This is a genomic window from Rhodococcus sp. K11/5 (genome assembly GCF_055193735.1).
The window spans coordinates 982,809-1,007,331 of sequence record NZ_CM143721.1 but is presented as its reverse complement, the minus strand read 5'-3'; the positions used below and the strand labels follow the sequence as shown (position 1 = coordinate 1,007,331).

Annotated in this window: 25 protein-coding genes and 2 pseudogenes; 19 read left to right on the top strand and 8 right to left on the bottom strand. The window is 67.0% G+C overall.

All coding sequences use genetic code 11. The annotated features are described in order from the left end of the window. Positions 1-182: 182 nt before the first annotated feature. The 5 genes from ACY466_RS04890 to ACY466_RS04870 are packed head-to-tail and all read right to left on the bottom strand — an operon-like array spanning position 183 to position 4,140. Entirely contained in the window at positions 183-1,583 is a 1,401-nt protein-coding gene (locus tag ACY466_RS04890) for a cytochrome P450 (protein ID WP_463250272.1), read from the bottom strand. Then, on the bottom strand, positions 1,580-2,716 hold the full coding sequence (locus tag ACY466_RS04885; RefSeq protein ID WP_463250271.1) for a DUF6545 domain-containing protein: 1,137 nt from the start codon (positions 2,714-2,716) through the stop codon (positions 1,580-1,582). The genes ACY466_RS04890 and ACY466_RS04885 overlap by 4 nt, the downstream gene beginning before the upstream one ends. After that, positions 2,713-3,174 (bottom strand): hypothetical protein, encoded by a 462-nt coding sequence (locus tag ACY466_RS04880; RefSeq protein WP_463250268.1) that lies wholly within the window; start codon positions 3,172-3,174, stop codon positions 2,713-2,715. Before ACY466_RS04880 ends, ACY466_RS04885 begins: the two co-directional genes overlap by 4 nt. Before the next feature lie 46 nt (positions 3,175-3,220). Then, complete coding sequence (locus ACY466_RS04875; RefSeq protein WP_463250266.1) at positions 3,221-3,619, bottom strand: hypothetical protein; 399 nt, start codon at positions 3,617-3,619, stop codon at positions 3,221-3,223. 23 nt (positions 3,620-3,642) lie between these two features. Continuing rightward, the gene (locus ACY466_RS04870; RefSeq protein WP_463250264.1) at positions 3,643-4,140 is read right to left on the bottom strand and encodes a hypothetical protein; all 498 of its coding nucleotides are present in this window, start codon (positions 4,138-4,140) and stop codon (positions 3,643-3,645) included. A 625-nt stretch (positions 4,141-4,765) separates the two neighbouring features. Between ACY466_RS04870 and ACY466_RS04865 the strand changes: the two genes are divergently transcribed. From ACY466_RS04865 to ACY466_RS04795, 15 genes are all read left to right on the top strand, one after another. After that, entirely contained in the window at positions 4,766-5,938 is a 1,173-nt protein-coding gene (locus ACY466_RS04865) for a hypothetical protein (protein ID WP_463250262.1), read from the top strand. An 88-nt stretch (positions 5,939-6,026) separates the two neighbouring features. Beyond that, positions 6,027-6,923 carry a hypothetical protein gene (locus tag ACY466_RS04860; RefSeq protein ID WP_463250260.1) on the top strand — a complete coding sequence of 299 codons (897 nt, stop codon included), beginning with the start codon at positions 6,027-6,029 and terminating at the stop codon, positions 6,921-6,923. A gap of 53 nt (positions 6,924-6,976) precedes the next feature. Further along, entirely contained in the window at positions 6,977-8,641 is a 1,665-nt protein-coding gene (locus tag ACY466_RS04855; RefSeq protein WP_463250259.1) for a cutinase family protein, read from the top strand. A 32-nt stretch (positions 8,642-8,673) separates the two neighbouring features. After that, on the top strand, positions 8,674-9,309 hold the full coding sequence (locus ACY466_RS04850) for a DUF6668 family protein (protein WP_463250257.1): 636 nt from the start codon (positions 8,674-8,676) through the stop codon (positions 9,307-9,309). Between the two features lie 38 nt (positions 9,310-9,347). After that, positions 9,348-9,641 (top strand): hypothetical protein, encoded by a 294-nt coding sequence (locus ACY466_RS04845; protein ID WP_463250255.1) that lies wholly within the window; start codon positions 9,348-9,350, stop codon positions 9,639-9,641. Beyond that, the gene (locus ACY466_RS04840) at positions 9,638-9,847 is read left to right on the top strand and encodes a hypothetical protein (protein WP_463250253.1); all 210 of its coding nucleotides are present in this window, start codon (positions 9,638-9,640) and stop codon (positions 9,845-9,847) included. The genes ACY466_RS04845 and ACY466_RS04840 overlap by 4 nt, the downstream gene beginning before the upstream one ends. After that, on the top strand, positions 9,844-10,137 hold the full coding sequence (locus tag ACY466_RS04835; protein ID WP_463250252.1) for a hypothetical protein: 294 nt from the start codon (positions 9,844-9,846) through the stop codon (positions 10,135-10,137). The genes ACY466_RS04840 and ACY466_RS04835 overlap by 4 nt, the downstream gene beginning before the upstream one ends. 49 nt (positions 10,138-10,186) lie before the next feature. Beyond that, the gene (locus tag ACY466_RS04830; protein WP_463250250.1) at positions 10,187-10,825 is read left to right on the top strand and encodes a hypothetical protein; all 639 of its coding nucleotides are present in this window, start codon (positions 10,187-10,189) and stop codon (positions 10,823-10,825) included. After that, a complete protein-coding gene (locus ACY466_RS04825; protein WP_463250248.1) occupies positions 10,822-11,658 on the top strand; it encodes a hypothetical protein in 837 nt (278 codons plus the stop codon). The genes ACY466_RS04830 and ACY466_RS04825 overlap by 4 nt, the downstream gene beginning before the upstream one ends. Further along, complete coding sequence (locus ACY466_RS04820) at positions 11,646-13,214, top strand: hypothetical protein (protein WP_463250246.1); 1,569 nt, start codon at positions 11,646-11,648, stop codon at positions 13,212-13,214. The genes ACY466_RS04825 and ACY466_RS04820 overlap by 13 nt, the downstream gene beginning before the upstream one ends. Further along, entirely contained in the window at positions 13,211-14,716 is a 1,506-nt protein-coding gene (locus tag ACY466_RS04815) for an SCO6880 family protein (RefSeq protein ID WP_463250245.1), read from the top strand. The genes ACY466_RS04820 and ACY466_RS04815 overlap by 4 nt, the downstream gene beginning before the upstream one ends. A gap of 81 nt (positions 14,717-14,797) precedes the next feature. Then, the gene (locus ACY466_RS04810) at positions 14,798-16,615 is read left to right on the top strand and encodes an ATP/GTP-binding protein (RefSeq protein WP_463250243.1); all 1,818 of its coding nucleotides are present in this window, start codon (positions 14,798-14,800) and stop codon (positions 16,613-16,615) included. Then, the gene (locus ACY466_RS04805; RefSeq protein ID WP_463250241.1) at positions 16,615-16,938 is read left to right on the top strand and encodes a transposase; all 324 of its coding nucleotides are present in this window, start codon (positions 16,615-16,617) and stop codon (positions 16,936-16,938) included. Before ACY466_RS04810 ends, ACY466_RS04805 begins: the two co-directional genes overlap by 1 nt. Then, complete coding sequence (locus tag ACY466_RS04800) at positions 16,935-18,575, top strand: peptidoglycan DD-metalloendopeptidase family protein (protein WP_463250239.1); 1,641 nt, start codon at positions 16,935-16,937, stop codon at positions 18,573-18,575. Before ACY466_RS04805 ends, ACY466_RS04800 begins: the two co-directional genes overlap by 4 nt. A gap of 17 nt (positions 18,576-18,592) precedes the next feature. Continuing rightward, positions 18,593-19,171, top strand: a complete 579-nt coding sequence (locus ACY466_RS04795; RefSeq protein WP_463250237.1) for a hypothetical protein — start codon at positions 18,593-18,595, stop codon at positions 19,169-19,171. Between the two features lie 304 nt (positions 19,172-19,475). Here the strand turns inward: ACY466_RS04795 and ACY466_RS04790 are convergent. Further along, positions 19,476-20,654: pseudogene (locus tag ACY466_RS04790) on the bottom strand (IS3 family transposase). A 271-nt stretch (positions 20,655-20,925) separates the two neighbouring features. Between ACY466_RS04790 and ACY466_RS04785 the strand changes: the two are divergent. The 3 genes and pseudogenes from ACY466_RS04785 to ACY466_RS04775 form a co-directional block, all read left to right on the top strand. Continuing rightward, positions 20,926-21,072 carry an ANTAR domain-containing protein gene (locus tag ACY466_RS04785; RefSeq protein WP_463250235.1) on the top strand — a complete coding sequence of 49 codons (147 nt, stop codon included), beginning with the start codon at positions 20,926-20,928 and terminating at the stop codon, positions 21,070-21,072. 298 nt (positions 21,073-21,370) lie between these two features. Continuing rightward, positions 21,371-21,616: a hypothetical protein gene (locus ACY466_RS04780; RefSeq protein ID WP_463252407.1), complete on the top strand. Its 246-nt coding sequence runs from the start codon at positions 21,371-21,373 to the stop codon at positions 21,614-21,616. Between the two features lie 114 nt (positions 21,617-21,730). Continuing rightward, a pseudogene (locus tag ACY466_RS04775) lies at positions 21,731-21,853 on the top strand (2-keto-4-pentenoate hydratase); the annotation flags it as partial. Positions 21,854-22,254: 401 nt separating this feature from the next. On the opposite strand, the gene ACY466_RS04770 reads toward ACY466_RS04775, so the two are convergent. Together ACY466_RS04770 and ACY466_RS04765 are read right to left on the bottom strand one after the other, a co-directional pair. Beyond that, complete coding sequence (locus ACY466_RS04770; RefSeq protein ID WP_463250233.1) at positions 22,255-23,325, bottom strand: YihY/virulence factor BrkB family protein; 1,071 nt, start codon at positions 23,323-23,325, stop codon at positions 22,255-22,257. Between the two features lie 151 nt (positions 23,326-23,476). Next, positions 23,477-23,854 (bottom strand): chorismate mutase, encoded by a 378-nt coding sequence (locus ACY466_RS04765; RefSeq protein WP_463250231.1) that lies wholly within the window; start codon positions 23,852-23,854, stop codon positions 23,477-23,479. A 145-nt stretch (positions 23,855-23,999) separates the two neighbouring features. On the opposite strand from ACY466_RS04765, the gene ACY466_RS04760 reads away from it, so the two are divergent. Further along, entirely contained in the window at positions 24,000-24,509 is a 510-nt protein-coding gene (locus ACY466_RS04760; RefSeq protein WP_463250229.1) for a hypothetical protein, read from the top strand. The last annotated feature ends 14 nt before the right edge of the window (positions 24,510-24,523 follow it).

Sequence of the window (24,523 nt, the reverse complement as noted above, 5' to 3'; positions counted from 1 at the left end):
ACAAACATGAACCGAAAGTCGCGGTCGATCTGCTGTCGACGGACGCATGTATTGAGCCGATCTCATCGCCAAGGGGCGAGGCCACACCCAAGAGGCCGAAGGTGCCGAGCGCGAGTGAAAGAAGCCAGAGTCGATGCTGTGAGCACGATCATCGAGCAACCCGCCCTCATCGGGCGTGCCGATCAACGCGGCCGCACCTGCAGCCTCAAACCTCTCGGCTTGAGGGTGATCGTCTCCTCGACCTCCAGCTCGTACCCCGGTCGGGGCACCACATTCACCCGGTTCACGATCATCGCCAGGGCCACCAGGATCTCGTGGTACGCGAACTGCCTCCCGATGCAGGCGCGCAGCCCTGTCCCGAACGGCTTGTAGAGGTTCGCCAGATTCGCCGGCACCCGTGAGCGCTCGAATCGATCGGGGTCGAAGGACCCCGCATCGCTCCCCCACGCCGGGTCACGGTGCAGCTGCAACAGCACCACGAACACCCACTCCCCCTTCTCGAACGGATGCTCACCGACCATCGTGTCCTCACGCGCTTTCCGGAAATATCCGGGCGCCACCGGCCACAACCGCATCGTCTCCTCCACCACCCGCCGCAGGTACCGCAACCTTCCGACGTCGTCGAAGTCGATCACCCCGTCCGGGCAGATCACCGCCACCTCCTCGCGGATCCGCCTCACCACCGCAGGGTGCAACGACAAAAAGTGCAGTGCGAACGCCAACACCCCGGCGGAGGTTTCCTGACCCGCCACCAGGAACGTCAGGATCTGATTGCGAATGTTGCTGTCCGAGAGCCGGTGATCCGGTGCGCCGTCCCCGGCGCCGAGCATCAGATCGAGCAGATCACCGGACCCCGCCGCTCCCCGGCGGCGGCGCTCGGCGACGATCGTGTCCACCAACTCGCGAGCCACCGCCACGTCCTCGCGGTGCTGACGCCGCGCACCCCGGAACACGGTCGCCTCGATCGCAGGGTGCGAGTACGCCGCGCGGTTGATGTACTTCAACGCGCGGGAAATCCTGACGACCAGCTCGTGCGGTGGGCGCCCGTCGAACGGATGGAAGTCGTGCCCGAACGCCGCGTCACCGATGATCGACAACGTCAATTTGTTCATGTCCGCCGCCGCGTTGTGCCAGGTGTCGGGACCGGCGTCCTCCCAGTACGAGAGGAGCTTCGCGGTGTTGCCGACCATGGCGTCGTGGTAGCGGCGTATCGACGCCTGGGTGAACGCCGGCGTCAGAACCTGGTGCGCCGACGCCCACGCCGGCTCGGAGTTGTAGGCGGTGAACAGTCCGTCCTGCGCGACGGATCTCAGGTTGCGCAGTGGCACACCGAGGAACTTCGCCCACACCGTTTCGTCGTTCACGGCAGCGACCTGCTCGGGACCGGACACGTACGTCACCCGAGTGCCGAACACGTTGCGCTCGTAAATCGGACCGTACCTCTGCGCGTCGCGCATCGCCCACTGGCTCGACTCCGACACGTGCAGATCGACGACGTCTCCGAGCAGCGGCAGCCGCCGCGGTGGATGCGGAAGCACCCGGTCGGCAGCGGAAATACGCGCGGCATCGGCGGTTCCGGTCATGGTCGCGTCCCTTCGTTACCGAGAACCGCTGTGTCAGCGGGAGGCCAGTGGCGGCCCAGAGCAGACAGTGCGGCGACCTCCCCGCCCAGATCGGCAGATTGGCTGATCGGGACCCGCCTGAAGGACCCCGGTACGGCGTCTGACCGCTTCCGCTGGGCCGCACGCGAGATCAACTGAGCACGAGATCGGTTGTTGACGGCCCCCCAGTCCGATTCGTCGCCGAGGTATCGGCCCAGAAGGCTCAACGCGTCGCGAATTTCGACGCACATGCGGTGCACCCGTTGTTGGGGTCCTGGTGAGGAGAACCGCGGGAGCACGACCTCCGGGCACGTGAGCACCAATTCGGACCACATCGGAGTGAGCAAGCGGCTGGACCGTGACCATCTGTCCACCTCCAGCAACTCAGCAGCACGTCGCCACAAGGGCAACGCCGCACACACCACGGCCACGGCCAGAAGGTAGGTGAAGCTGAACTCGTTCATCTCGACACGCGCCGCCACGAAGCCGGGTGCGTAGCCGGTCGACGCCAGCAGTCCCATGCAGAGGATCGATAGTGCCTCCTCAAAGCCCCATAACGTCAATACGACGAAGAGCACGAACGTCAGCGCGACCTGTCGACTCAGTTGACCGCGCCGCAGCTCACGAATCGACACGCGCAGATACATGAGCGGCATAAGAGCAGCCCAGACGAAGAAGACAACGAAATACACACCGGTTCGCCAACCAGGAAGAACGTCGATGTATTCGCCGACTCCGCGCGCTTCCGAGCCGACGGCAAGCATCACGCCCCCACTGAGGAGTGCGGCCCCGATCAACCCTGCAGTGGAGGAAGTTCGCCAACCGGCGTGGTGCCATCGTGCCGCGATCGCAATGAGCGGCGCCAAGGCAACAACCAGAGCGACCGTTCCGATCTGCTCCAGTAGAGCTACCTCCAAGATGCCGCTGCTTGCGTCTACGATGACGATTTGCACTGGTCTCTCACGCGCAAGACCGGACATCACACCGAATACGAGAGCGAGGTTCACGAGCCGGCACGCCGTCGTACCTCTCAGCAGTGACATTCGCCCGACGAGCACCGTCACGCTCATGAGCAGCACCACCAGCGTCACCATCGTCGGAACAGATGAGGTCATGTCAACCCCATGAAGTCGTCCATCGCACTGGAACGTCGGTATCGCGACACCATTGCCGACATCAAGAGGTCAGCGAAAGTCTCGGCCTCGCCCTCCTGATCGTCGTCGAAGTTCGACCGCTTCATCACCGACCGAACAGCACGAAGATCGATATCGGGCAAGATCGTCGCCAGTGACAGATCGGCCGAAGGCGACCCGCCATGACCGAGAAGCATGTGGCCGACCTCATGAAGAATCGTCTGATCGATCTGATACTCCGACGTACTCCTGTGACACACGATTTCGTCGTGATCGGAGAAGGCCAACCACAAACCGCACGGAAGCCCGGGGAGCGGCACCGCCTCGATCGATGTCAGCGTTATCGGTCTTCCTCGAAATCCAGCCAAGGCGTCGAGAAACTCGTCGCGATTCCATGGATTCGGAACGATGTGCGCTATCGACCGTGCGGCCGTGACCACACTCTGTCCTGAAAATGCCATTTCCCCCCCAGGAATTCACACGAAACTAGGTGATACTCGAGCTCTGTTCACGCCGTCGTCGGAGTTTTTGGAGCAACGACGTCAACATTGCTGGCTCCGCGGCGAGTTGCCCTCCGCGAAGGCGAATCCTGTTGACACCGCCTGTCACTAACTCTTCCAGCAACAACAGCTGCGCGTGGACGGCGGCCGCTTTCGTTTCGTCCAGAAGATAATCGCGGCTCGACGGAAATACCTCGGTGAACGCTGTCAGTAATGCCGGGGAAGCCGTGCGACGACCCGATCGAAGATCTTCGACGTCTTCGGCGCTCACCCGAACGATCCCCGTCGCCGTCATTGCATCTGCAACCGCTCGGTGGCTGCGCTCGCGGCCGTCGTCGGTACGCCACACTCTGAACAAGAGGTCGATACGATCCGGGATCGACACCGCGCACGACTCTCGTTGGTCTGTCATTTCCGCCCCCTGTCGAAACGCTCTCGAAATCGCGTCAGCACGGCATCGTCTGCTTCGATGTCTCGACCCGCCAACCAACGCCGGTACAGACGTTCCTCGTGTTCGGCGTCGTCGAGCGAATCGATCGGCTCGTCCAACAACTGACCGAACATTTCGAAGACCGGCGATAGAGAACCGTTCTGGCGTTTGCTGTCCTCGAACAATCTTGTGACGTACTCGCCGTAGATCGGGCGCATCGCTACTGCCAGTTGCCGCGAGAGGTCGGTCAAATCTGCGAGATCGCTGTGCTGACGCGCAACCGCCTCCATCTCACGGGAGATTGCGAGCAGATCGAGAACCACCTGCACCGACACCACGACAGCGTTTGGACCGAGCGACGCATCGGAGAACTGACGCGACCGCAGTCGCGGCTCGCCACCTCGGACGACATCGGCCGCGCTTCCCGGCTCCCAGCCCAGGCCTGTGTCCAATTTTCCGAGGGTCGTAGCGGCCACCGTTCGACTGCTTCCCTCTTCGATGTCCTTCAGGGTCGGTACTGAAGGGCCACCTCTGTCGCGAACCTGGGGGCGCGACAGGCCTAGCTCCGTACGGCGTTTCCACGCGTACTCAGCCAATCGTCCAGGACCGTCCACGTTCGGAACCCTAGGCCGTGATGTTGCCGAGGAGCAAGGAAAGAAAAAAGTCTCTGACCAGCATGGAGATGCACACAAGCACCGTGCCCACTGAATTTGTCTTGCTTTATCTATTTTTATTTTGCTTTATATGCTTAACTCGTTGGTACACATGCACTGGCGGGGGGCACATGCAGGACACACGGATACGCAATCGCGCAGACCAGTACGAGTGCCGGGAATCAGTATTCGACGTGATCACCGGGGAACGATTCCGCTGCTCAGCGACCGATCACACGGACAACTGGCACGAGGCATGGTCCGAAGAGGGAATTGTCGTCGCGCGCTGGCGTGCCCCTCATCCGATCGCTGATCGAACAACCCCGAACAACGACTGATCACCTTCGGGTGCAGCCGGGCGGTCCGGAGGTCGACCCTCAATTTCCGGCCCGAACGTGCGACCCGAACGTGGTTGTTCAACCACCATCGATGTGAAAGGACGGAAAAAGTGGCAACACATGGCAATCACCGCCGGAGGGACTGCCGACGCGCAGCTCGTGCACTGGTTCCTCTGACTCTGGTGTTCGCCCTGGGCCAGGGCGTCGCAGATGCTGCTCCCCAGGATTTCGTCACTGCACCCGACACCGCCCAGCAGAACACCACCGACGCCACGCCTCCCCCGGCACCGACCCCGCAGCGCGAGTTCCTGCCCGGGTTCACTCCGTCGCCGCAGGTGCAGCAGTCGCGGTGGCGCAGTTATGACGACTATCGGTCCGGTCGCCAGCAGCCCTCCACCGTCCAGACCACCTACTACACAGCACCTCTCGTGCAGCCGGCCCCACAGGTCGGACCCCCGGCACCGAGCGCGCCGCCGGAGCCACCTCCTGTTCCCACCGTCGACCGCAAGGTCATCGCCCCGGTCGACGCACCCGAGGGCACCATCCTCATCGGCAGCCAAGCCATCGCCCGACCCGATTGGGTGGACGCGCGCTTCGCCGAGCAGTTCAACAACTCCGCCTCCGCCCTGCAGGCGGATGGCGCCAACGCCCTGGTGAACGCCGGCCTTGTCGACGCACCGCAGGCCGACCGCACCGCCGCCGGTGCGGCGACGGGCATCGTCGTGGGCGGTGCTGTTGGCGCCGCCGCGCTCGGTGTGCCCGCTACTGTCGTCGGCGCGGTCGGCGGCGGACTTGTTGGACTCGGGATCGGTTCGGCAACAGTGCCGTTCACCTGGTGGGCTCCCGGTGTCGGGTGGGTCTTCGGACCCGGGCTCGGCGCGGCCATCGGCGCCGGAACCGGCGCGGCGTCACTCGGTATCCCCGCGGCCGTCGTCGGCGCCGGTATCGGCGGCGCCATCGGCGGCACCATCGGTGCGACCGCGCTCGGCGGGGAGCAGATCACCATTACCGAGCCCGCCCCTGCTCCCGCACCCGCACCCGCACCCGAGGCAGCGATCCTCGCCCCGACGTCTCCGGTGTGGACGCCGCCGCAGGACGTCCAGCAGGTCGTCGACACGGCCCCTGCCTACGTCGAGCAGGCCCGCCAGGCAGTCACCGACGTGCCCGGCGGCGCGGACGTATTGACCGCGGTCGAGACCGTGATCGCCGACAACGCCCCGCTGCTCGACCAGGGTGCTGCTGCTTTGAACGGCGCCCTGGCCGCTCTGAACCCCGCGATCTGACGCACTGGTGCAGCCCCACCCACCAGTTCGCCGGGGCTGCACCAAGACGTTCGACCTCCTCACCGCATCGACCTCGGAAAGGCCTGTTGTGGCACCTCGAGACCGCACCACCGACACCCACGACGGGTCCGACGACTGGTTCGACGACACCGCCGTCACCGTCGCCACAGCCCCGGCCGCACCGAGTCGCCGACTGAGTGTTCTGGCCGACCACGAACCCATCGCCGCCGACCACGACGACCACGACTCATGGTTCGTCGACAGCGACGGCGAGACGGTTGCGGGTGACCACAACGAGCTTCACGATCCCCACCACGCCCCCACCGGGTCGCCAACAGACCCAAGTGGCTCCTTCGACACGCAGACCTCGGTACTGCGCGCTCAGGGACCACGCGACACACCACAGCCGACGCGGTCCTGGTGGAAGCGCCACCGCTCCGCTGTCGCCGTCACCGGCGCTCTCGCGGTCCTGGCCGGCGTGATCACCGGTGCGGGGGTCCTGCTCACGGGAACGACCGACGACACGCAGGTCCCGGAAGTGATGGCCCTCGACGAGATCGTCACCACGACCGCCGCCCCGACTTCGGCCGCCCCCGCAGCAGCCGGGGCCGCGGCCGCCGACGTCACCTGGTGCACGGGCCAGGCAGACGGCGACCCGGTCACCGACAGCAGCGCCGACCCTGGCGCAGCGGCGATCTGGCGCTTCGAGAAAGCGTTCTACTTCGACCGCGACGGAGCCGCCGCACGAGCGGCTGGCGCGCCGGACGCGGTCATGGCGTCCGCCCAGCGTCTCCAACAGGGCATCGACCAGCTCGAACCAGAGATCGAGTTCTGCGTGCTGGCAAATCCCGTCGACGCGGGCATCTACGACGTCACCGTCGTCGAACGCGGGCCCGGCATCGACGGACGAATGAGCCGCCAACGGATCACCACCACCGAGCAACAGGACGGGCAGACGCTCATCACCGCGATCGTCCCCCGCTGACCGGCACCCACGACCAGACACATCAACCAGAACCCCCAATGGAAAGGGAAGCCGTGCACACAATCCTCGCCGAGCAGGCCCGCCGCCTCCTCGCAGCCACCGCAGCGGTGACCATCGTGGCCTCCGCCGGCGGAGTCGCGGCCGCGCAGCCGATCACCACACCCAGCCCGCCCGCATCCGCGACCACCACCACGCGAGCATCCAACGGTGATTGCCCGGCCCTGCACCTGGTGGTCGTGCCGGGCACCACCGAGATCGACGAGAACTCCTCACCCGAGACCGATTCCGGGTTCTTCTCCCGGCTCACCGTCCCGGCGATGCGCGACGCGAACTCCGGTGAGGGACCCGCGCTCGACCGCAGCTACGTCCCCTATCCGGCGAGCTTCGGTGGCAAGCCGGGGGACCGGTCGACCGTCCCCTATGCCCAGTCGGTCGACATCGGCGTCGAGAACACCCAGAACATGATTTCCGAGATAGCGGCCCGCTGCCCCGGCACCAAGGTCTTTCTCTCCGGCTATTCCCAGGGCGGCGAGGTCGCGTCGAAGGTCACCCGCGCGATCGGCGCGGGAACCGGACCGATCGACGCAGACCAGTTCGCGGGAGCGGCGCTGTTCTCCGACCCGACCCGCGCCGAAGGCGAAAACGTCATCGCCAGTGGAGAGACCGCACCGGCACCAGCGCCCGGAACCGACGGCGCCGCAGTCGACACCGTGACACTCGCTCCCGCCGTGGCTGCCGCACCACCCGCAGGTGGCGGCATCGCGCCCACGCCGAAGATCAGCGACTTCGGAGCAGTCAGCGACCGCGTCGCGTCCTACTGCACCGCCGGCGACCTCGCGTGCGACACCCCCGTCGACGCACCAGCCGCAAAACTCGTCGCCTCCATCGCAGGTCAGTCCTCGATGGACACCCGAGACCCCGTCCGCATCCTCACCGACGTCTCCACCGCTGTCGGACGCACCGCCCTGATGACCGGGGCCTCCGTCGTCAACGACAACATCGACTTCGACTCCAAGGCCGGACGATTCGAGGTCAACGCGGCCCCCGAGACCGTCCTGTCGAAGATGGCGAAGTACTCCGATCCCTCGACGACCTCGACGGACGAGATGGTCGACGAAGCTGTCGGCGCGGTCACCAAGATCGCCGGAATGGCCATCGGAGCCGCGATCACCGTCGCCAAGGACGTCATCACCCCCGAGACCATCGGCCAACTCGCCACGGTGGGCCTGACGAACCCGCCCGCAGCCCTCGGCCTCCTGGCAACGAAGGTCGCCACCTCAGCGGTCAAGCTCGTTCCCCCGGCCACCATCGACTCCGCCGTCAACGTCGCCTTCACCGAAGTCAGCAACACCATCGACGAGAACGCCGGCCTCGCACAGCTCGTCACGGACACCTCGTACTGGAACACGGCCACCAAACACGGCTCCTACGACAGTGTTCCGGTCGGATCTCGCGGAGAGACACCCGTCGAGCTGACCGTCCGCTGGATCGTCGCGCTCGCCGCCGACCTCACCGGCGACCAGACCCTCGCGGACAAGGTCGGAGCCGTGATCGAACAGGGCGCGGCACTGTTCGGCACGAGCGAGACCGTCCGCAGCGCCGGAAGCATCCTCGCCGCAACCAACACCGCCGGCGGATCGACATCCACCGCGACCACGACGACTACGCGCGTGGCCACCGCCGCACCCACCACCGCCTCGCCGACCACCACTCGGTGACCGAGAACGCCGGAGAAGGAGGTGCGCCCGACATGGCCGCACAACCAGCAGAGCACCGTGACTACTACCGAGACGACGAACAGATCACCCCGGCCGGACTGCGGGTTCCTCCGCCCTCTCGCCGCGCGCCGATCCACGACGAACCGCTCTCGGTTCACGGCCGCCCGCCCGTGATGTGGCTCCTCGCTGCTCACGGACGCTCCGGCGCAGGCACACTCGCCCGCATCTGGGCACCCGCAGGCGACGCGCAACGAGGGTGGCCCGCCGCCGACCGGCACCGGGGCGTCGTGGTGGTCTCCCGCACCGACCGCGACGCCCTGGACGCCGCGCACGACCTGCTCCTGCAGTCGGCGGCGGGTCTGACCGGCGGCTGCACGCTGCTCGGCCTCGCGCTGGTCCCCGACGCACCAGGGCCACTGCCGAAGACTCTGCGCAGGCGCGCCGATGTCGTGGCCTCCGCAGCCCCGGCCGTGTGGCGGATCCCCTACATCGAGGACCTGCGCACACACAGCCAGAGCGAGCTGGCGAGCTGGTCACCCACCGAACCCGACCCACCCCCACCCGGACGGATGCGCGCCACCCCACCGTCGACGAACACACCGCACCCCGATCTCGCCGTGATCGGACGGGCCGTCTTCACCGCCGCACGCGTCGCCGCGGGCCGCTGACCCCACTACACCGCACCACCACCGAAGGAGAACCATTCATGGCCACCACACTCACCACGTCCACGATGTTCCTCGCGCAGAACATCGGCGACGTCGATCCCACTCCGCCGTCCGGACCGACCGGCGACAAGATCCTGACGCTGCTGTCCTGGCTGATGTGGGGCTGCATCATCGCCGCCGTCGCCGGAATCATGATCTGCGGCGCGATGCTCGCCTACGAGAAGATCACCGGCGGCGGTCAGGGCAACGCCACCGGCAAGCTCGTCGGAGGACTGTTCGGATCCATCGTGATCGGGGGAGCCGCCGGCCTCGTGAACATGCTCGTCCTGTGAGCACCCAGACCCAGTTGCACTGGGCACTCTGGCTCGTGCCGATCATCGCCACCATCGGTGTGCTGGCCGGCAGCATCATGATCGCGTCCGACAAGGTCACCTGCCGAAACGATCCGCGACCCGTGGTCTCGATCCTCGACCTCGCCGTTGTCGGAACAGGCACCTTCATCGTGTTGAAACTGCTCTCCCCACGGCTGTACGCATGAGCGCCGCGATCGCCACCGACACAGGGGTTCCGTTCCTCGCGCAGCCACCGACCGGACCGGTGGACTGGCCGGCAGAAGTGTGGCAGCCGATCATGACCGGCCTGTCGTGGCTGCTCTGGTTCTCGATCGTCACCTGCATCGCGGCACTGATGGTGTGCGGGGCGGTGTTCGTCAACCAGCGCAAGTCCACCGGCACGCAGATGGTCGAGGACGCCACTCTCATGCGCATCCTGATCTGCGCCGCCATCATCGGCTCCGCCTCCGGCATCGCCCAAGCCGTCCTCGCCTGAGCCCGAAACCGCAACGAACAGTGACCATTCGACCGAAAGGCATCACCTGATGACCGTCCCGCGCCCACTCCTGATCGCCGCAGCAGCGGCGACAGTCCTCGTCCTCGCTGCGTGCGGCTCGAGCGACGATGCGGCACCGACAACACCGGAGGTTCCGGCACCGGACCTCACCTCCGCCCCGGTCGAACTGACCTGGCGCGAGATCGCAGGGGTATCGGTTCCCACCTCCAGGGTCGACGGACCGCAAGCGGGAACATCGGTCAACCGCAGCGGGTACTCGAAGACCCCGCAAGGAGCGGTGCTGGCGGCCATCAACGGCCAGACCGCACTCGCGGTCGCCGACGACCGCTCATGGCCGCAGGTGGTCAACACCGTCACCGCACCCGGAGCCGGCCGCGACGAGTTCGCGGCGGCGCGAGCTGCGGTCACCGTGTCCGGATCGGTGCCCTCCGCGTCCGCGCCGACCTTCGTGGCCTTCGAGATCACCGACTACCAGGGCGATCCGCTCTCGGCCGCAGTGTCGGTGGCACAAACAATCGGCACCGACGACCAGCTCTACGCCTACCCCGTCGCCCTGCAATGGGTCGGCAACGACTGGCGCATCGTCCTGCCGACCTCCGCCGAGAACATCGACGCGGTCGAGCTCGACTCCCTCGACGGCTACACCACGCTGGAGCGCACGGCATGAGCCGCCGCCTCCGCACCGCAGCGATCGGCGTCGCAGCGATCGTCGTCATCGCCATCATCGGGGTGCTCGTCTTCATCGTCCCCGGAGACGACGACCAGCCGCCCACGGCCGCCACGCCTGCTTCGCCGACCACAGAACCCACCGGCCAGGCCCCGCAGGGCTCGAACAACGGGCAGGAAGGATTCGGCGTCCCCGACGCCGATCTCTCCGGTCGCACGGTGATGGTCCCGAACAACCCTGCGGGTCAACCGCTGCCGCAACGCGAACCGACCGGGCCTCGGGTCGAGTGCACCGATGACGGCCGCCCTGTCACCTCTCCCGAGTCGATGATGATTCAGCGCAACTTCGGTGTCTCCACCCTCTACTCCGAGACCGACGGGCCCTCGTACATCGACGGACTGGTCCTGGCCGGCTACACGCGCACCCCGCAGGGCGCAGCTCTCGCCGCGGCCAACTTCCTCCCCCGCGGGCTCGCGGGCGGACCCGTCGCCGTGGAGAGCACCGAAAAGCTCACCCTCGTGCCCGACGAGGACATCGCCGGGCCGGAGAAGAAAGCCGCTGAACTCGCCAAACCGGTCAACACCGACACAGTCGCGCTACGAGCGCCCATGGCCTTCAAGATCCTCTCCTGCACCGACAATTTCGCCGTCGTCGAGCTCGCCGTCATCCGCGACGTCGACGACTCGGGCCAAAGGATGCCGAGCCCGATCTACACCGGAATGCGCTTCAACATGGCCTGGGACGACGGCACCTGGAAGGTCAGCAAACTCGACGGAACCGTCACCGGCGGCCCGTACAACTCGCTCGACGGATTCACCCGGTGGGCACTGTGACCCGCACCGCGGCCACCGCCGCACGCGCCGTGGTGATTGTGCTGATGTCGTTGCTCTCCGTCATCGGCGCGGCCGGACTCGCTCACGCACAGGACACACCCACCCCCGCACCCAATCTCAGCGAGCAGATCAACCCAGCAGCGGACGGGAACGGCTTCCAGGTCGCACGCCGCGAGTGCGAGGCCAATGGATCCGAAGTGCTCTCCGACGGGTGGCTCAACGACGCACTGGACGGCACAGCAATAGGTGACATCGCGGACGAGGTCCTGTGCCTGGACTCCGCCCTCACAGCTCACCCGGGCGATGCCTTCTCCACTGCTGTGTTCTCGGCCGCCTCGACGTTCTGGGGCGACCCGGTCGGCGACTTCGCCAAGTCGGTCCTGGAAGGCAACACGCAGGCATTCCGCGCCGTCATGACGTTCTGGATGTCCTCCGGCATACCGGGGTTGGCCGCCGAGAACGCCATGTCCGGACTACGCAACATCATCTCCGGGTTCACCGTCGTCGCCTTGTTCGCCTCGATCGTCATCGCCATGACCAAACTCGCCGTCGCCCGCAAGCAAGCGGTGATGGAAGGCGCCACCGAGACCGCGACCATGCTGGTCCGCACCGTCATCACGGTCTCGCTGTTGCCGATCCTGGTGCTGATGTTCCATCAGGGCGGAGACATCGCTTCGTCCTACGCACTGGAGATGTTCGTCGGCGGCAACCTCGACGAGAAGATCACCGCCATCACCGCGTTCGACGACAAGACCGGTCTCGGCCCGATCCTCGCGCTCGCCTGCGCCGGATTCGCTTTCCTCGGCTCCGTCGCGCAGCTCATCGCCCTGCTGATCCGTGAAGCGGTGCTGTGCGTCGTCGTCGCCGTCATCCCGATCGCCGCGGCCGCCTCCGCCACCGGAACCGGCCGCAGCTCCTACAAGTCGATGATCGCCTTCACCCTCGGCGCTCTGCTGTTCAAGCCGGTCGCGACCCTGTTGTACCTGTTCGCGTTCTGGGCGTCCTCCGCCTCGGCGGACGACCAGATCGCGACCGTCATCATCGGCTCGATCCTCCTCGCCGTCATCGGGTTCTCCCTCCCGACACTGATCAAGATCGTCGCTCCCGCAGCAGAATCCATCTCCGCAGGTGGCCGCGAGGTGGGCATGCTCGGCGCAGCCGGCGGCGCAGCAATGGGAGCCGGCGGTATGGCCGCATCCCGCGCACTCGGAGCAGCCGCCAAGACCGCCGCCGGATCCGGAGCAGGCGGAGCTGGTGGGGCCTCCGGAGCAGCCGGGACCGGCGCACGCCCCGCCACCGGACTGCAAGGCCGCTACACCGGCGGATCCAGCCCCTCCCACGCAGGCGCGTCGTCCGGACCGATGGGCGCGGCGCGACGAGCCGGGTCCACCGCCGCCGGCGCCGGCAGGGCAGGTGCCTCGGCGACGATGCGCGGCGCGGCCGGCGCACTTCGAGCCGCCGGAACCGTCGGACGCGCAGCCGGATCGGCATCGAGCAGCCTCGGCTCCGCCGCAGAAGGCGCAGTCGGCAACTACCACGGACGGATTCAGCGATGAGCGCACAACTCGAAGCCCCGTACGAGCCACCCATCTACTCCGCCGGAAACCGGCCGCAGTCGACCTTCGCCTTCGGGTTGCCGACCAAGATCATCGGCTACGGCGCAGGCTTCTTCGCCATCTCCTTCGCGGTCCTGATCTTCGTGCACGTCGTCGTGGGCCTGGCATTGATGGGAATCGGCGCTCTCATCCTCACCCCCCTGGTGTTCGCGCCGAACGGCCGCACCCTCTACGAGAGCGGACAACTCACCATGCAGTGGCAGTGGCGCAAGCACATCGACAAGTCCACCGAGTACCACGCCGGACCGCACTCACGGATCCCCGGCGGGCGCTACAAGCTGCCCGGCCTCCTCGCCCGCACCAAGGTCTACATCGGAATCGACCGACACGGCAACGAATTCGGCATGATCCACAACCCGGACGATCACCGCTACACCGTCGTGTTCGACGCACTGCCGGGCGGCGACGAGGCGATCATCCAACGCGACAAGGACCTCTACACCGCCGACTGGGGCGTCTACCTCGCCGACCTCGGCCTCCCCGGTGACATCGTCGGCGCAGTCGTGGTGGTCGAGAACATTCCCGCGACCGGCCTACGCCTGGCCCGCCGCGCCGAACACGAACTCGTCCCCACCGCACCGCCCCTGGCGGCCGCGTTCATCGAACAGTCCGCCGTCCGGATGCCGTCGGGACGCCACCGCACCCTCGCGCGACTGTCCATCACCTTCCGCGCCACGACCCGCGAGCGGCAGAAGGACCCGGAGGAGATGGCGACCGAACTAGCCCGACGCCTACCCGACCTGTACGAATCGCTCAGCGGAGCCGGAATCGACGCGCAACCGATGACCGCCGCCGAGATCACCGCGGCCGTACACCGCTCCTACAACCCCTCCACCGAGAACGACTTCGAGGAACTCGAACTCTCAGGACTCGACCACGGCGTCGACTGGGACGACGCCGGCCCCGGCCGCGCCAGAACCGAATGGGCGCACTACCGCCACGACGGCGGCGTCTCCGTCGTCTGGGAGATGGCCGCCCCGCCCGAATCGGTATTCACCGACACCGTCCTCAAACCGCTCCTCCAGCCGCACGACGACCTCCCCCGCAAACGCCTCACGCTCATCTACCGCCCGTACACAGCAGGCGACGCGGCCAAGAAGGTCGACAAGCAGTACCGAGACGCACTGCACGCGATCAACTCACGCGGCAACAAGATCACCTCCGCCGGCTCCGAGAAGCGCCGCGAGATCGCCGAACAGGCGCGCCGCGAGATGGTCTCCGGAGCCGGATACGAGCGCTACTCGGCGCTGCTCACCATCACCGTCGGCTCCGTCGACGAGATCGCGAACGCGGCCGCCGTCACCGAATCGTTGGCCGCACGCTCCCGCCTGCGGTTACGGCGATCGTTCGCCTTCCAGGACGCAGCGTTCGCCGCCGGCCTCGGTATCGGTGTGCTGCTGCCCGACCAGATCTCCACGTCGATCCTGGTCCGCCGCAGCTAGCACAGCGCGCACAGCTAGCGCTGATAGGGCGGCCGACCCTGTCCGCGTCACCGCCCACACCCCGCGACGAGAAAGACGACGATGACGATCACCGATGAGCGCACCGGACGCGGCCACGACCACCCCCGCCGCGACACCCGCCCACACGACGGCGCCGACCCGCATGACGAGGACGACGCTACGACGGAGCCGGGCGCGGTCGTGCGGTGGATCATCGGCACCACCGACTACGCGGACCTCGCCGCTCGCATTGCGACCGGGGACGCCGAGGAACCCGCCAAATACTCCCGCCGCGGCATGGGACTGACCCGGTGGCGTAACGAGCACCCCCACGCCGACCAGATCGTTCACGAGGCAGCGAAAGACCCCTGGTGGCGTGCTGCGCTGTCCTCCAGCACCCGCGGGCACAAGGGCCCCGGCGGCGGGCGCATGTCCACCGTCCCCGCTCCCATCGAGTACGAAGCGACGTCAGTGCAGATGTGCGGACTCAACCCCTGGGCCATCGGCGCGGCCTCACCGTCGTCGGGCACCATCGTCGGCCAGCACGCCATCACCGGCAACGCCGTCTCCTGCGACCCGTTCGCCTACTTCCGCGACAAACTCATCGGCAATCCGTCGATGTTCGTCCTGTCCCTCCCCGGCCTGGGCAAGTCGACGCTCGTCCGCAAGATCCTCCTCGGTGCGACCGGCTGGGGACAGACCGCGATCATCCCCGGCGACATCAAGGGCGAACACGTCAAGATCACCCACATGGTCGGGGGCCAGGTCATCACCCTCGGGCACGGCGGCGGACACCTCAACCCTCTCGCCGCCGGGGCACTCGGGCAGGCCGTGGTCCGAGCCATCGCCGCTCGCGACGCGGAGACGACGCCGGAGCGGATCGCCGAACTCGACGACCTGGTCAACACCGCCACCATCACCATCACGACCCGCCAGATCAACGCCGTCTGCGCCCTCGTGGAGCTCATCCGCTACGACACCCACTCGGTGAAGGCATTCGAGAACTCCATCATCGGAATCGCACTGCGCGAGCTGTACTCCGTCGGCGGCTTCTCCTACGAGAACCCGCCCCTGCTCAAAGACCTCTACGCACGCATCGACGCCGGCTCGCCCGCCATGCTCGACGCCGCCTACAAGACCGACCGCGCCAGCTACCGCGAGGCCGTCACCGAACTCATGCAGGCGCTCGGCGCACTGACCTCCGGTCCGCTGGGCGACATCTTCGCCGACCACACCACGGAACCGATCGACCTCGACGCGCCCATGATCTGCATCGACGTCTCCTCCCTCGACCGCGGCGACACCACCCTCAAGGCAGCCGTCCTGCTTTCCTGCTGGGCCGACGCCTACGGCACCGTCGAAGCGGCGCACCTGCTCGCCGACGCCGGACTCGACCGGCAACGGTTGTTCCTGATGGCGCTCGACGAGCTGTGGCAGGTCATCGGCGCGGGACCCGGCATGGTCGCCCGCGTCAACGAGATCACCCGACTCAACCGCACCGACGCCACCGGACTTCTCATGATCACCCACACCGGCCGCGACCTCGAGACGCTGCCCACCGAGTCGGACATCAAGACCGCCAAAGGGTTCATCGACCGAGCCGGCATGGTCGTCTGCGGTGGCCTGCCGATGGGCGAGGTCGAACGACTCTCCGGCGAGCTGAAGTTCACCGACGCCGAAGCCGGCATGGTCACCTCCTGGTCCCGCGGCGCCGCGCTCCGCGGATCCGAACGGCGCACCGTCCGCGCTCCCGTCGGGCGCGGGAAGTTTCTCATCAAGGTGGCCAAGGACAACACCCCAGGCATCCCGATCCAGACGGTGCTCACCGACGTCGAAATCGAGACCGGTGTCCACGACACAAACGCCCGCTTCGCCGAGTACTTCGCCGGAGCAGCGTGATGCGCGCCGGGTACACCGCCCAGACGCGGGCGTGGGCGCTGGCGGAGTACGACAAGTCCCGGCACAACTACGCCTCGCGCGCCGAGTGCGTCGCCGCGATCGCGAAAGCGATCGGGGCGCACGAGAACACCGTCGCGCGGTGGATCAAGACGGAGTTCGGATCACCGCGCTCGCCCGCTGCCGATGAGATGACCGCGAAGTTGCGCGCTGCCGAGGCGGAGTGCGAACGCCTGCGCCAGGAGAACCGCACCCTGACCGAACGCCTCGCTGCCCGAGCCCACCGCTCGCTCGCAGCCCAGTCGATCGGAGCGGCCGCGCTGTGAAGAAGGGCGGCGCGATAGGTCTGTCGGTGGTGCTCGCGCTCTGCCTGTTCGTGGTGCTGTTCGTGACCACCGGCGTCCGCGAGGACACCACCGACTGCCTCCCCGGCCGCAGCACCTCCGTGCCGTCAGCCGGGGGTGTCCCGGCCGGGTCGTTCGCCAAGCCCATGAAGACCGGCGAAGCGCAGCTCACCAGCGGCTTCGGGCCTCGGTGGGGGACGCAGCACAACGGCATCGACCTCGCCGGTCCGATCGGCACACCCATCTACGCCTACGCCGACGGTGTCGTCTCCCAAGCCGGTGCGGCCAATGGGTTCGGGCAGTGGATCGTCCTCGACCACAACATCGGCGGCCAGGTCGTCTCCACCGTCTACGGGCACATGTTCCCCGACGGCGTCCTCGTCAAGGTGGGGGACCGGGTGACCGCCGGTCAGCACATCGCGAACGAGGGCAACAACGGCGACACCACCGGAGCGCACCTGCACTTCGAGTACCACCCCGGCGGGTGGACGCAGGGCGGCGGCATAGACCCTGCCCCCTACGTCGCCGCCGCGGCCGAACCCGGCAGCGGCACCCCCGGGTCGACACCCGCACCCGCGGCACCGGGCGTCCCGAACGCTCCGGACAGGTCGGTGGGGACCGGCGGCGCAGTCGCCGAGATGGCGTCGCTGCCTGCGTCGGTGGGGTCGGAAGAGCACTGGCAGGTCGACACGGTCCGCGTCGCCCGCGCGGTCCACGCGAAGTTCCCGCAGATCACCACCATCGGCGGGTGGCGGCCGTCGGATCCGATTTCCCAGGATCACCCGTCCGGGCGGGCCGCGGACATCATGATCGACAACTGGTCCTCCGAGGACGGCAAGGCACTCGGTGATCAGGTGAAGGACTATCTCTGGGCCAACCGCGAGGTGTTGCAGATCGAGTACATGATCTGGCGACAGCAGTACATCCCCTCCGACGGTGAACCGAACATCATGGAGGACAGGGGATCACCGACCCAGAACCACTTCGACCACGTCCACGTCACCACCATCGGCCACGGACCGCCCGCACCCGGGCAAACGTACGGTTCCGCACCGGGCGGGGCCGGATCGGCCCCGAAGGCCAACGGCACCTGCACCACCGCACCCGGCGCGGGGATCGGCGACCACGCCGACCTCGCCGCCGGACAAGTTCCGCCCGAGTTCGAGCCGTGGCTCGCTCTCTCGGCCGCGCAGTGCCGCGAACTTTCCCCGGCCTTGCTCGCCGCCCAGATCAAACAAGAATCTGGATTCACACCGGGCCTCACAAGTCCCGCAGGGGCGGCGGGATACACACAGTTCATGCCCGCCACCTGGGCGTCCTACGGGTTCCCCGTCGACGAGACCGGCAACGTCACCGGACCCGCCGGCGCGGGTGACCCCAACGACGTCGGGGACGCCGTCATGGCGCAAGGACGCTACAACTGCTCCGTCGCCGACACCCTGCGCCCCGGAATCGAATCGGGATCCATCACCGGAGACCCCATCGAACTGATGCTCGCCGGATACAACGCCGGACCCGGAGCCGTGCAGCAGTTCGGCGGCATCCCGCCGTATGCGGAGACACAGAACTACGTCACCACCATCACCGCCACCGCCGGCGACTACGACCTCGCCCGATGACCCGCCAAGGAGCACCCGTGTTCGACACCCACCACCGCCGACGCCCGACTGTCGCCGTCGTGCTGGCAGCCCTGGCCGTCGTCCTGATCGTCGCCGTCGGCACCGTCGTCGCGCTGTGGGTCACCGGCGACAGTGACGACACCCCCGCGGCCGGGGGAACCGACGCCGGATTCACCATCGACCCCGTCGGCAGCGACCCGATCGACGTCGCCACCGTCGTCATGGCCGGCGTGTTCACCTGGCAACCAGCAGTGCAGGACTCGACCTGGGACGCCCTGCACACCCAGGCCGGGCACCTCACCGGCCCGATGGCCACCGCCGCCGCACAGGCGCCGTCACCGGCCCCAAAACCCCTCTCGGAGTGGGCAGCGTGGGCGCGTAGCGGCGACACCCTCACCGCCGTCGTACGGCCCGACGGAGACACCACCGTGGACGGCGACACCGCCACGGTGCCGGTGACCATCGCGCAGACCGTGCAGCACCAGTCCGGGCAGGCCACGCCGTACACCACCTACACCGCCACGGTGACGCTGAACGACGACGCCGAGGGGAAGTGGAAGGTCAGCGACTACCGGATCACCAGCAGCAGCCTGTGAACGGTACCGACGACCGCGGCGGAGGGTATGGGGAGTGGCCCACGTCATGCCCCGTACGAGTTGTGAGGCATGGCGGGCCGTTTCGAGGCGAGCAAATACATGGTCCGCCGCACCCGGGCAACGGGGCTGAAAGAAAGCAGAGGAGTACCACCTCAGGTCATGTCGATGCGTTGTCCAATGAGCAGTCTGCTTTGTGCACTCGTCTCGCCTTGTGCGCGATGGCTTTGCAGGCGCCTAACACATGCCGATGCAGACCCACCCTTGAATCGGTGGGGACTGCTGCACGTTCAGGTGACAGATTCAGTCACGCAGCCTGAGTGGCTGGTGTGGCCATGATGGTCTCGTACTCGACGGGCGTCAATCGGCCGAGCCCAGCTTGGCGTCGGCGGCGGTGGTAGGTCCGTTCGATCCAAGTGACGATCGCGATCCGAAGATCGTTCCGCGTCGCCCAGTGTTGGCGGTCGAGGACGTTCTTCTGCAGCAGCGCGAAGAACGATTCCATCGCGGCGTTGTCGCCGCAGGCGCCGACTCGGCCCATCGATCCGACCATCGCGTGCCGGCCAAGGGCGTGGACGAATTTTCGTGAGCGGAATTGCGATCCACGGTCGCTGTGAACTACGCACCCGGACAACAGGTCTCCTGCTGCGCCGCGCCGGGAGACAGCGGAGTCGAGGGCGTTCACCGCGAGTCGGGCTTTCATCCTCGAGTCGATCGAGTAGCCGACGATCCGGTTGGAGTACACGTCCTTGATCGCGCAGAGGTAGAGCTTCCCCTCGCCGGTGTGATGTTCGGTGATGTCAGTGAGCCACACCCGGTTCCGCTCATCGGCAGTGAAATTCCTGGCGACGAGATCATCGTGGACCGGCGGGCCGGATCGGATGTGCTTGGTGCCTCGCTTCTTGCCGAACGAACTCCACCATCTGTTGGCCGAGCAGATCCGCCACGCGGTACGAGACGCCATCTTCTGCCCGGCGTCGGTGGCTTCGTCGACGAGGAACCGGTACCCGAACTCGGGGTCGTCCCGGTGAGCGTCGAACAGTGCGTCGGCCCGATAGGCTTCCTCGAGTTCGGTGGTGGTCACCGGTGCGGCGAGCCACCGGTAGTAGGGCTGACGCGCAATGTGCAGCACCCGGCACATCCGCCGCGACGGGGATCCCGTCGGCGGCCAGCTCACGGACGAGCGGGTACATCATTTTCCCGGCAGGTTCGCCTGCGACAGATACGCCGCCGCCCTGCGCAGCACCTCGTTCTCCTGTTGGAGCAACCGGATCCGCTTCCGAGCCTCGCGCAACTCGGCATTCTCGCTCGCCGTCGAACCGGGCGTGATGCCGTCCTCGATGTCGGCGGCCTTCAACCAGTTGGCCAGGCAGGATTCGCTGATACCGAAATCGGCGGCGATCTGTTTCAGCTGCTGGCCGGGTTCCCTGTTGCGGGCCACCCGGACAACGTCGTCACGGAACTCTTTGGGATAGGGCTTCGGCACGGGTACATCCTTCCAGCAGTGCCCCTCGGCACCACAGATCAAATGTCACCTATTCGTGCAGCAGTCCCTCGTGCCGCATGGCTGCTGGCGGCGGTTACGTCGCCGCAGACGCGACATCATGCTCGACACTGACCAACCTCCACAGCGACACGCAAGTAGAAAGCACAGACACCACGCGGGAATACGCAGCATAACCAGAGTTGCCGGACAGACGACTCCTCGAAAAGACAGAGACCTGTCGCCAACGGTGTCACAGTAGTTTCGTCGAGGAATGCCACGTACCCGCCGGGTGTGCGCTGATATGCCTCGGTTCGGGCTGGACGCGGTGGCAGCGTTCGGGATGTTGCGCACGCTCTCGCAGCAGATGAACGTGCCGGTGGCCGAACTCGCCGTCCGCGTTACGACGAAGCAGGAGTGACCGTCACCTGGCGGGGCGCCCCGGAGGGCACGAACATCGCGTCGGGCGGGCCGGCGCCGCCCTGTACGCCTAGACCATTACCGGGGTTGGTGACACCTCCGAGGTGGACGACGACATCTTCTCCGGCTGCGCCGACGGCACCAGGGGACGGGGGATCCGGGGGCACAAGGGGAGCTGTCGATTCGTCGCGAGTGGAAATCGCGAGGTACGGCTCGCGCACTTGGTAGTGATCCTGAGGAGAGGTGATCGCTAATCCGCCGCCGAGCTGTATCCTCGTACCCGAGCGGGGTGGTTCACCGTGCACGATCACAACCATGAACGACGGCGACATCGCGAACCGTCTGGCAGTGAGCTGAAGAACGTCTCCGTCGACAACGTCCCGGACGCCCTGATCAAGATCACTACGACTAACATCTACGGCAGCGACCTGCACATGTACGAGGGTCGAACCGACGTCAAGCTGGGCAATGTCCTGATTGCCGATTGTATCGTCGACGTGAAGATCGCGCTCGCTGACCGCTTCGTCCGGATCCGCGAGCGGTAGCCGGAGCGCCCGCCTGACCGAACGCCAATCGCATCACCAGCGAGCTGAGTCGCCTGCCGATTCAGCTCGCTGAATGCCTTTTACCGATCGTGACATCAGTGGTGGGCCTCGGGTCACCGCCCGCTGGGCGTTGCGCTCGAACCGGGCCACGTCGTGCTCCCAGGATCCATGACTCGCGCGGTCCCTATGTCTCCCGGTGACACCGTGGTGGCATCTATGGCAGGCCTCGGCACTGTCCGAAAGGAAACCCAGCGGCATGTCGCAGCAGGTACGAGGTGTCGTGTCCCTGTCCACGAAGGAACCCGCTCAGGTAGTGACCGTAGCAACACAGGGCAACCATTCATCGCGCGACGATCGCCCGATGATTGGCCGCGCGCATCGCGGACGTCCTCCTGACAGCGGAGCGCTCGGCGATGCCGCGCAGGTCCGGGCAGGGCACCAACATCCCACCACACGCCCCCACGGAGGCGGTGGTGTCGGTACACCGCCGGGTTCGTCGCGTCACGATGGCCAGTGCGCGGCCTAGTTCAGCCGACCGCACTCGGGACACAGCGGCCGCCCGACATTGGGCGTGTGCTCGCGCCCGGTGGCGCTGACGCTGCTGACTGCAGGAACTCGACGTGTCGTCGGGTGTCGGCTCAGTGCTCGTCGGGGGAGTCGTCGGCGCCGTGGGACAGTCGCAGGGCGCGGCCCCGTTGGACGTGCTCGGCGTCCTTCTCGTCGTTCTTGTCCGACACACGGGTATCGCGGGGCGGTAGCTGCAGGTCCTCTTCGGCGGGCAGTCCGGCTTGGAGTTGGCGGCCCCGTTCGAGTTCGGAGTCGAGTTCGGCGCCGAAGAGCAGTGCGAGGTTGGTGATCCACAGCCACAGCAGGAAAATCACCACACCGGCGAGGGACCCGTAGGTCTTGTTGTAGCTGGAGAAGTTCGCGACGTAGAACCCGAACACTGCGGACGCTACGATCCACGTCACGATGGCCACCACGGCGCCGATGCTGATCCACCGGAACTTCGGCTGCTGCACGTTCGGGGTCGCGTAGTACAGGACGGCGACGGCCACGACCACCAACGCCAGGATGATCGGCCACCGCACGATGTTCCACACCGTCAGCGCGCCCTCACCCACACCCGCCGCGTCACCGACCGCGCGGGCCACCGGGCCGCTGACGGCCAGCATCAATGCCCCCACCGCCAGGCAGATCAACCCGACCAGGGTCACCAGCAACATCTGCGGACGCAACTTCCACACCGGGCGGCCCTCGTCGACCTCGTACATCCTGTTCATCGCCCGCCCGAACGCACCCACGTACCCCGACGCCGACCACAACGCACCGGCCACACCGACGAGCAGCGCCACCCCCGCTGTCGGCGCCTGCACCAGCTGCTCGACCGGACCACGCAGAGTGTCCACCGCAGAGGACGGACCGAGATCACCGACGATGTCTAGCACGGCGGTGACCGTGCGCTCACCCTGACCGAACACCCCCAGCAGCGACACCATCGCCAGCAACGCAGGAAAGATCGACAGCACCGCGTAGTAGGTGAGCGCAGCCGCGAGGTCGGTGCACTGGTCCTTGGAGAATTCCCTGGCCGTCTTACGCAGAACGTGGAGCAGCGAAGGCCGTGTCAGGTCGGTGGGGGAGTCGGGCTTGCCCGGGCCGTCCGGATCGGAGGACGGTGGATCGGCAGCGGTCGATCGCGTGGTGGTCATCCTATTTGTGTTCCCGCCGCGGACACGTCGGAAACCGCCGACCGTGGCCAGATGCAGCACCGGTCGTATGCCGAGTGCACCCGCGTGCGCACCCGGACTCGACCCGTCCGCGCGACCTGCGTGCTCGCCGTTTAGCGTCCGTGCGGGTGCCTCAGGCGGCGGGACGCCCGCGGCCCAGGCGCAGCAGGATCGTGGCCAGCGTGCGCCCTTCCCGGCCGAGGTCGTCGAAACGGTGCAGCACCTCGACCTCACGGGTGTGCGCGAGGCGGGGCTCACCGCGCGTGACCCGCAGCTGCCCCAGATCGCGGGAGATCCGGGATCGATGCGCAACGGCAGCGAGAATGGTCTCATCGATCCGGTCGATGTCGTCGTGCAGCTGCTCGAGGTCGATATCCGCCGACGTTCGGGTCGGGCCGTCGGGTGGCCGGTGGTCTCGGCCGGTCGAGCCGCGACGTCCTGACCTGTGTCGTCGCGTCCATCGGCGTTGCCGTGTCCTGCGGTGGTCATTTGTCCCATTCCTCGGTTCCACCTATGTGTCGGGTTAGTGCCACATCTCGTTACGTGTCATTGCCGGCTACCGGTGACGACAAGAGTGCAGACAGGTGCCGATGTGCGGTGCGCGTGACGTGGCCGGCCCCGACGCGCCGGCTGGGCTGCGGCTCCGAATGGTCGACATGGCTCATCGATCCGATCCGACACCACGTTCGTGCGATTTTCTCGACCTCGCTGCGGGGCGAGGGGACAGCGCAGACGGGTCGGCGGCGGGTTTTCTGGTGTGGTTGGTCGACGACCGGGACACGGTGGTGGTGCGGGCGGCGTCGACGCTCGTGGGCGCTGCGCAGGCGGCGCGTGCGTACTGCGCGGCGTGGGGAGCGCAGGTGCGTTACGTCGAGGATCCGCAGGGGGGGATCGTCGACCCGCAGGTGTGGGGACCGTTGTTCGCCGCGGCGGGGCCGTTGCCGTACGTGTACACCGTGGAGCTGAGGGCACCGGCGTCGACCGGCCGCGCCGAATTGGTGTCGGCGTTGTGGACGAGCACCGATCCCGCCGAGGCGCTGCGGTGGCGGTCACTGCTGCCGGAGCCGCTGCGCGGGCGCACGCTGGTGGTCAGCAACGCCCCCGACGGGCACTACCCACCGCGTCCCCGCGCGAGCGAGGGAGAAGCAGAAGTCCCCGCTGTATGATCGGGGCCTGTGGC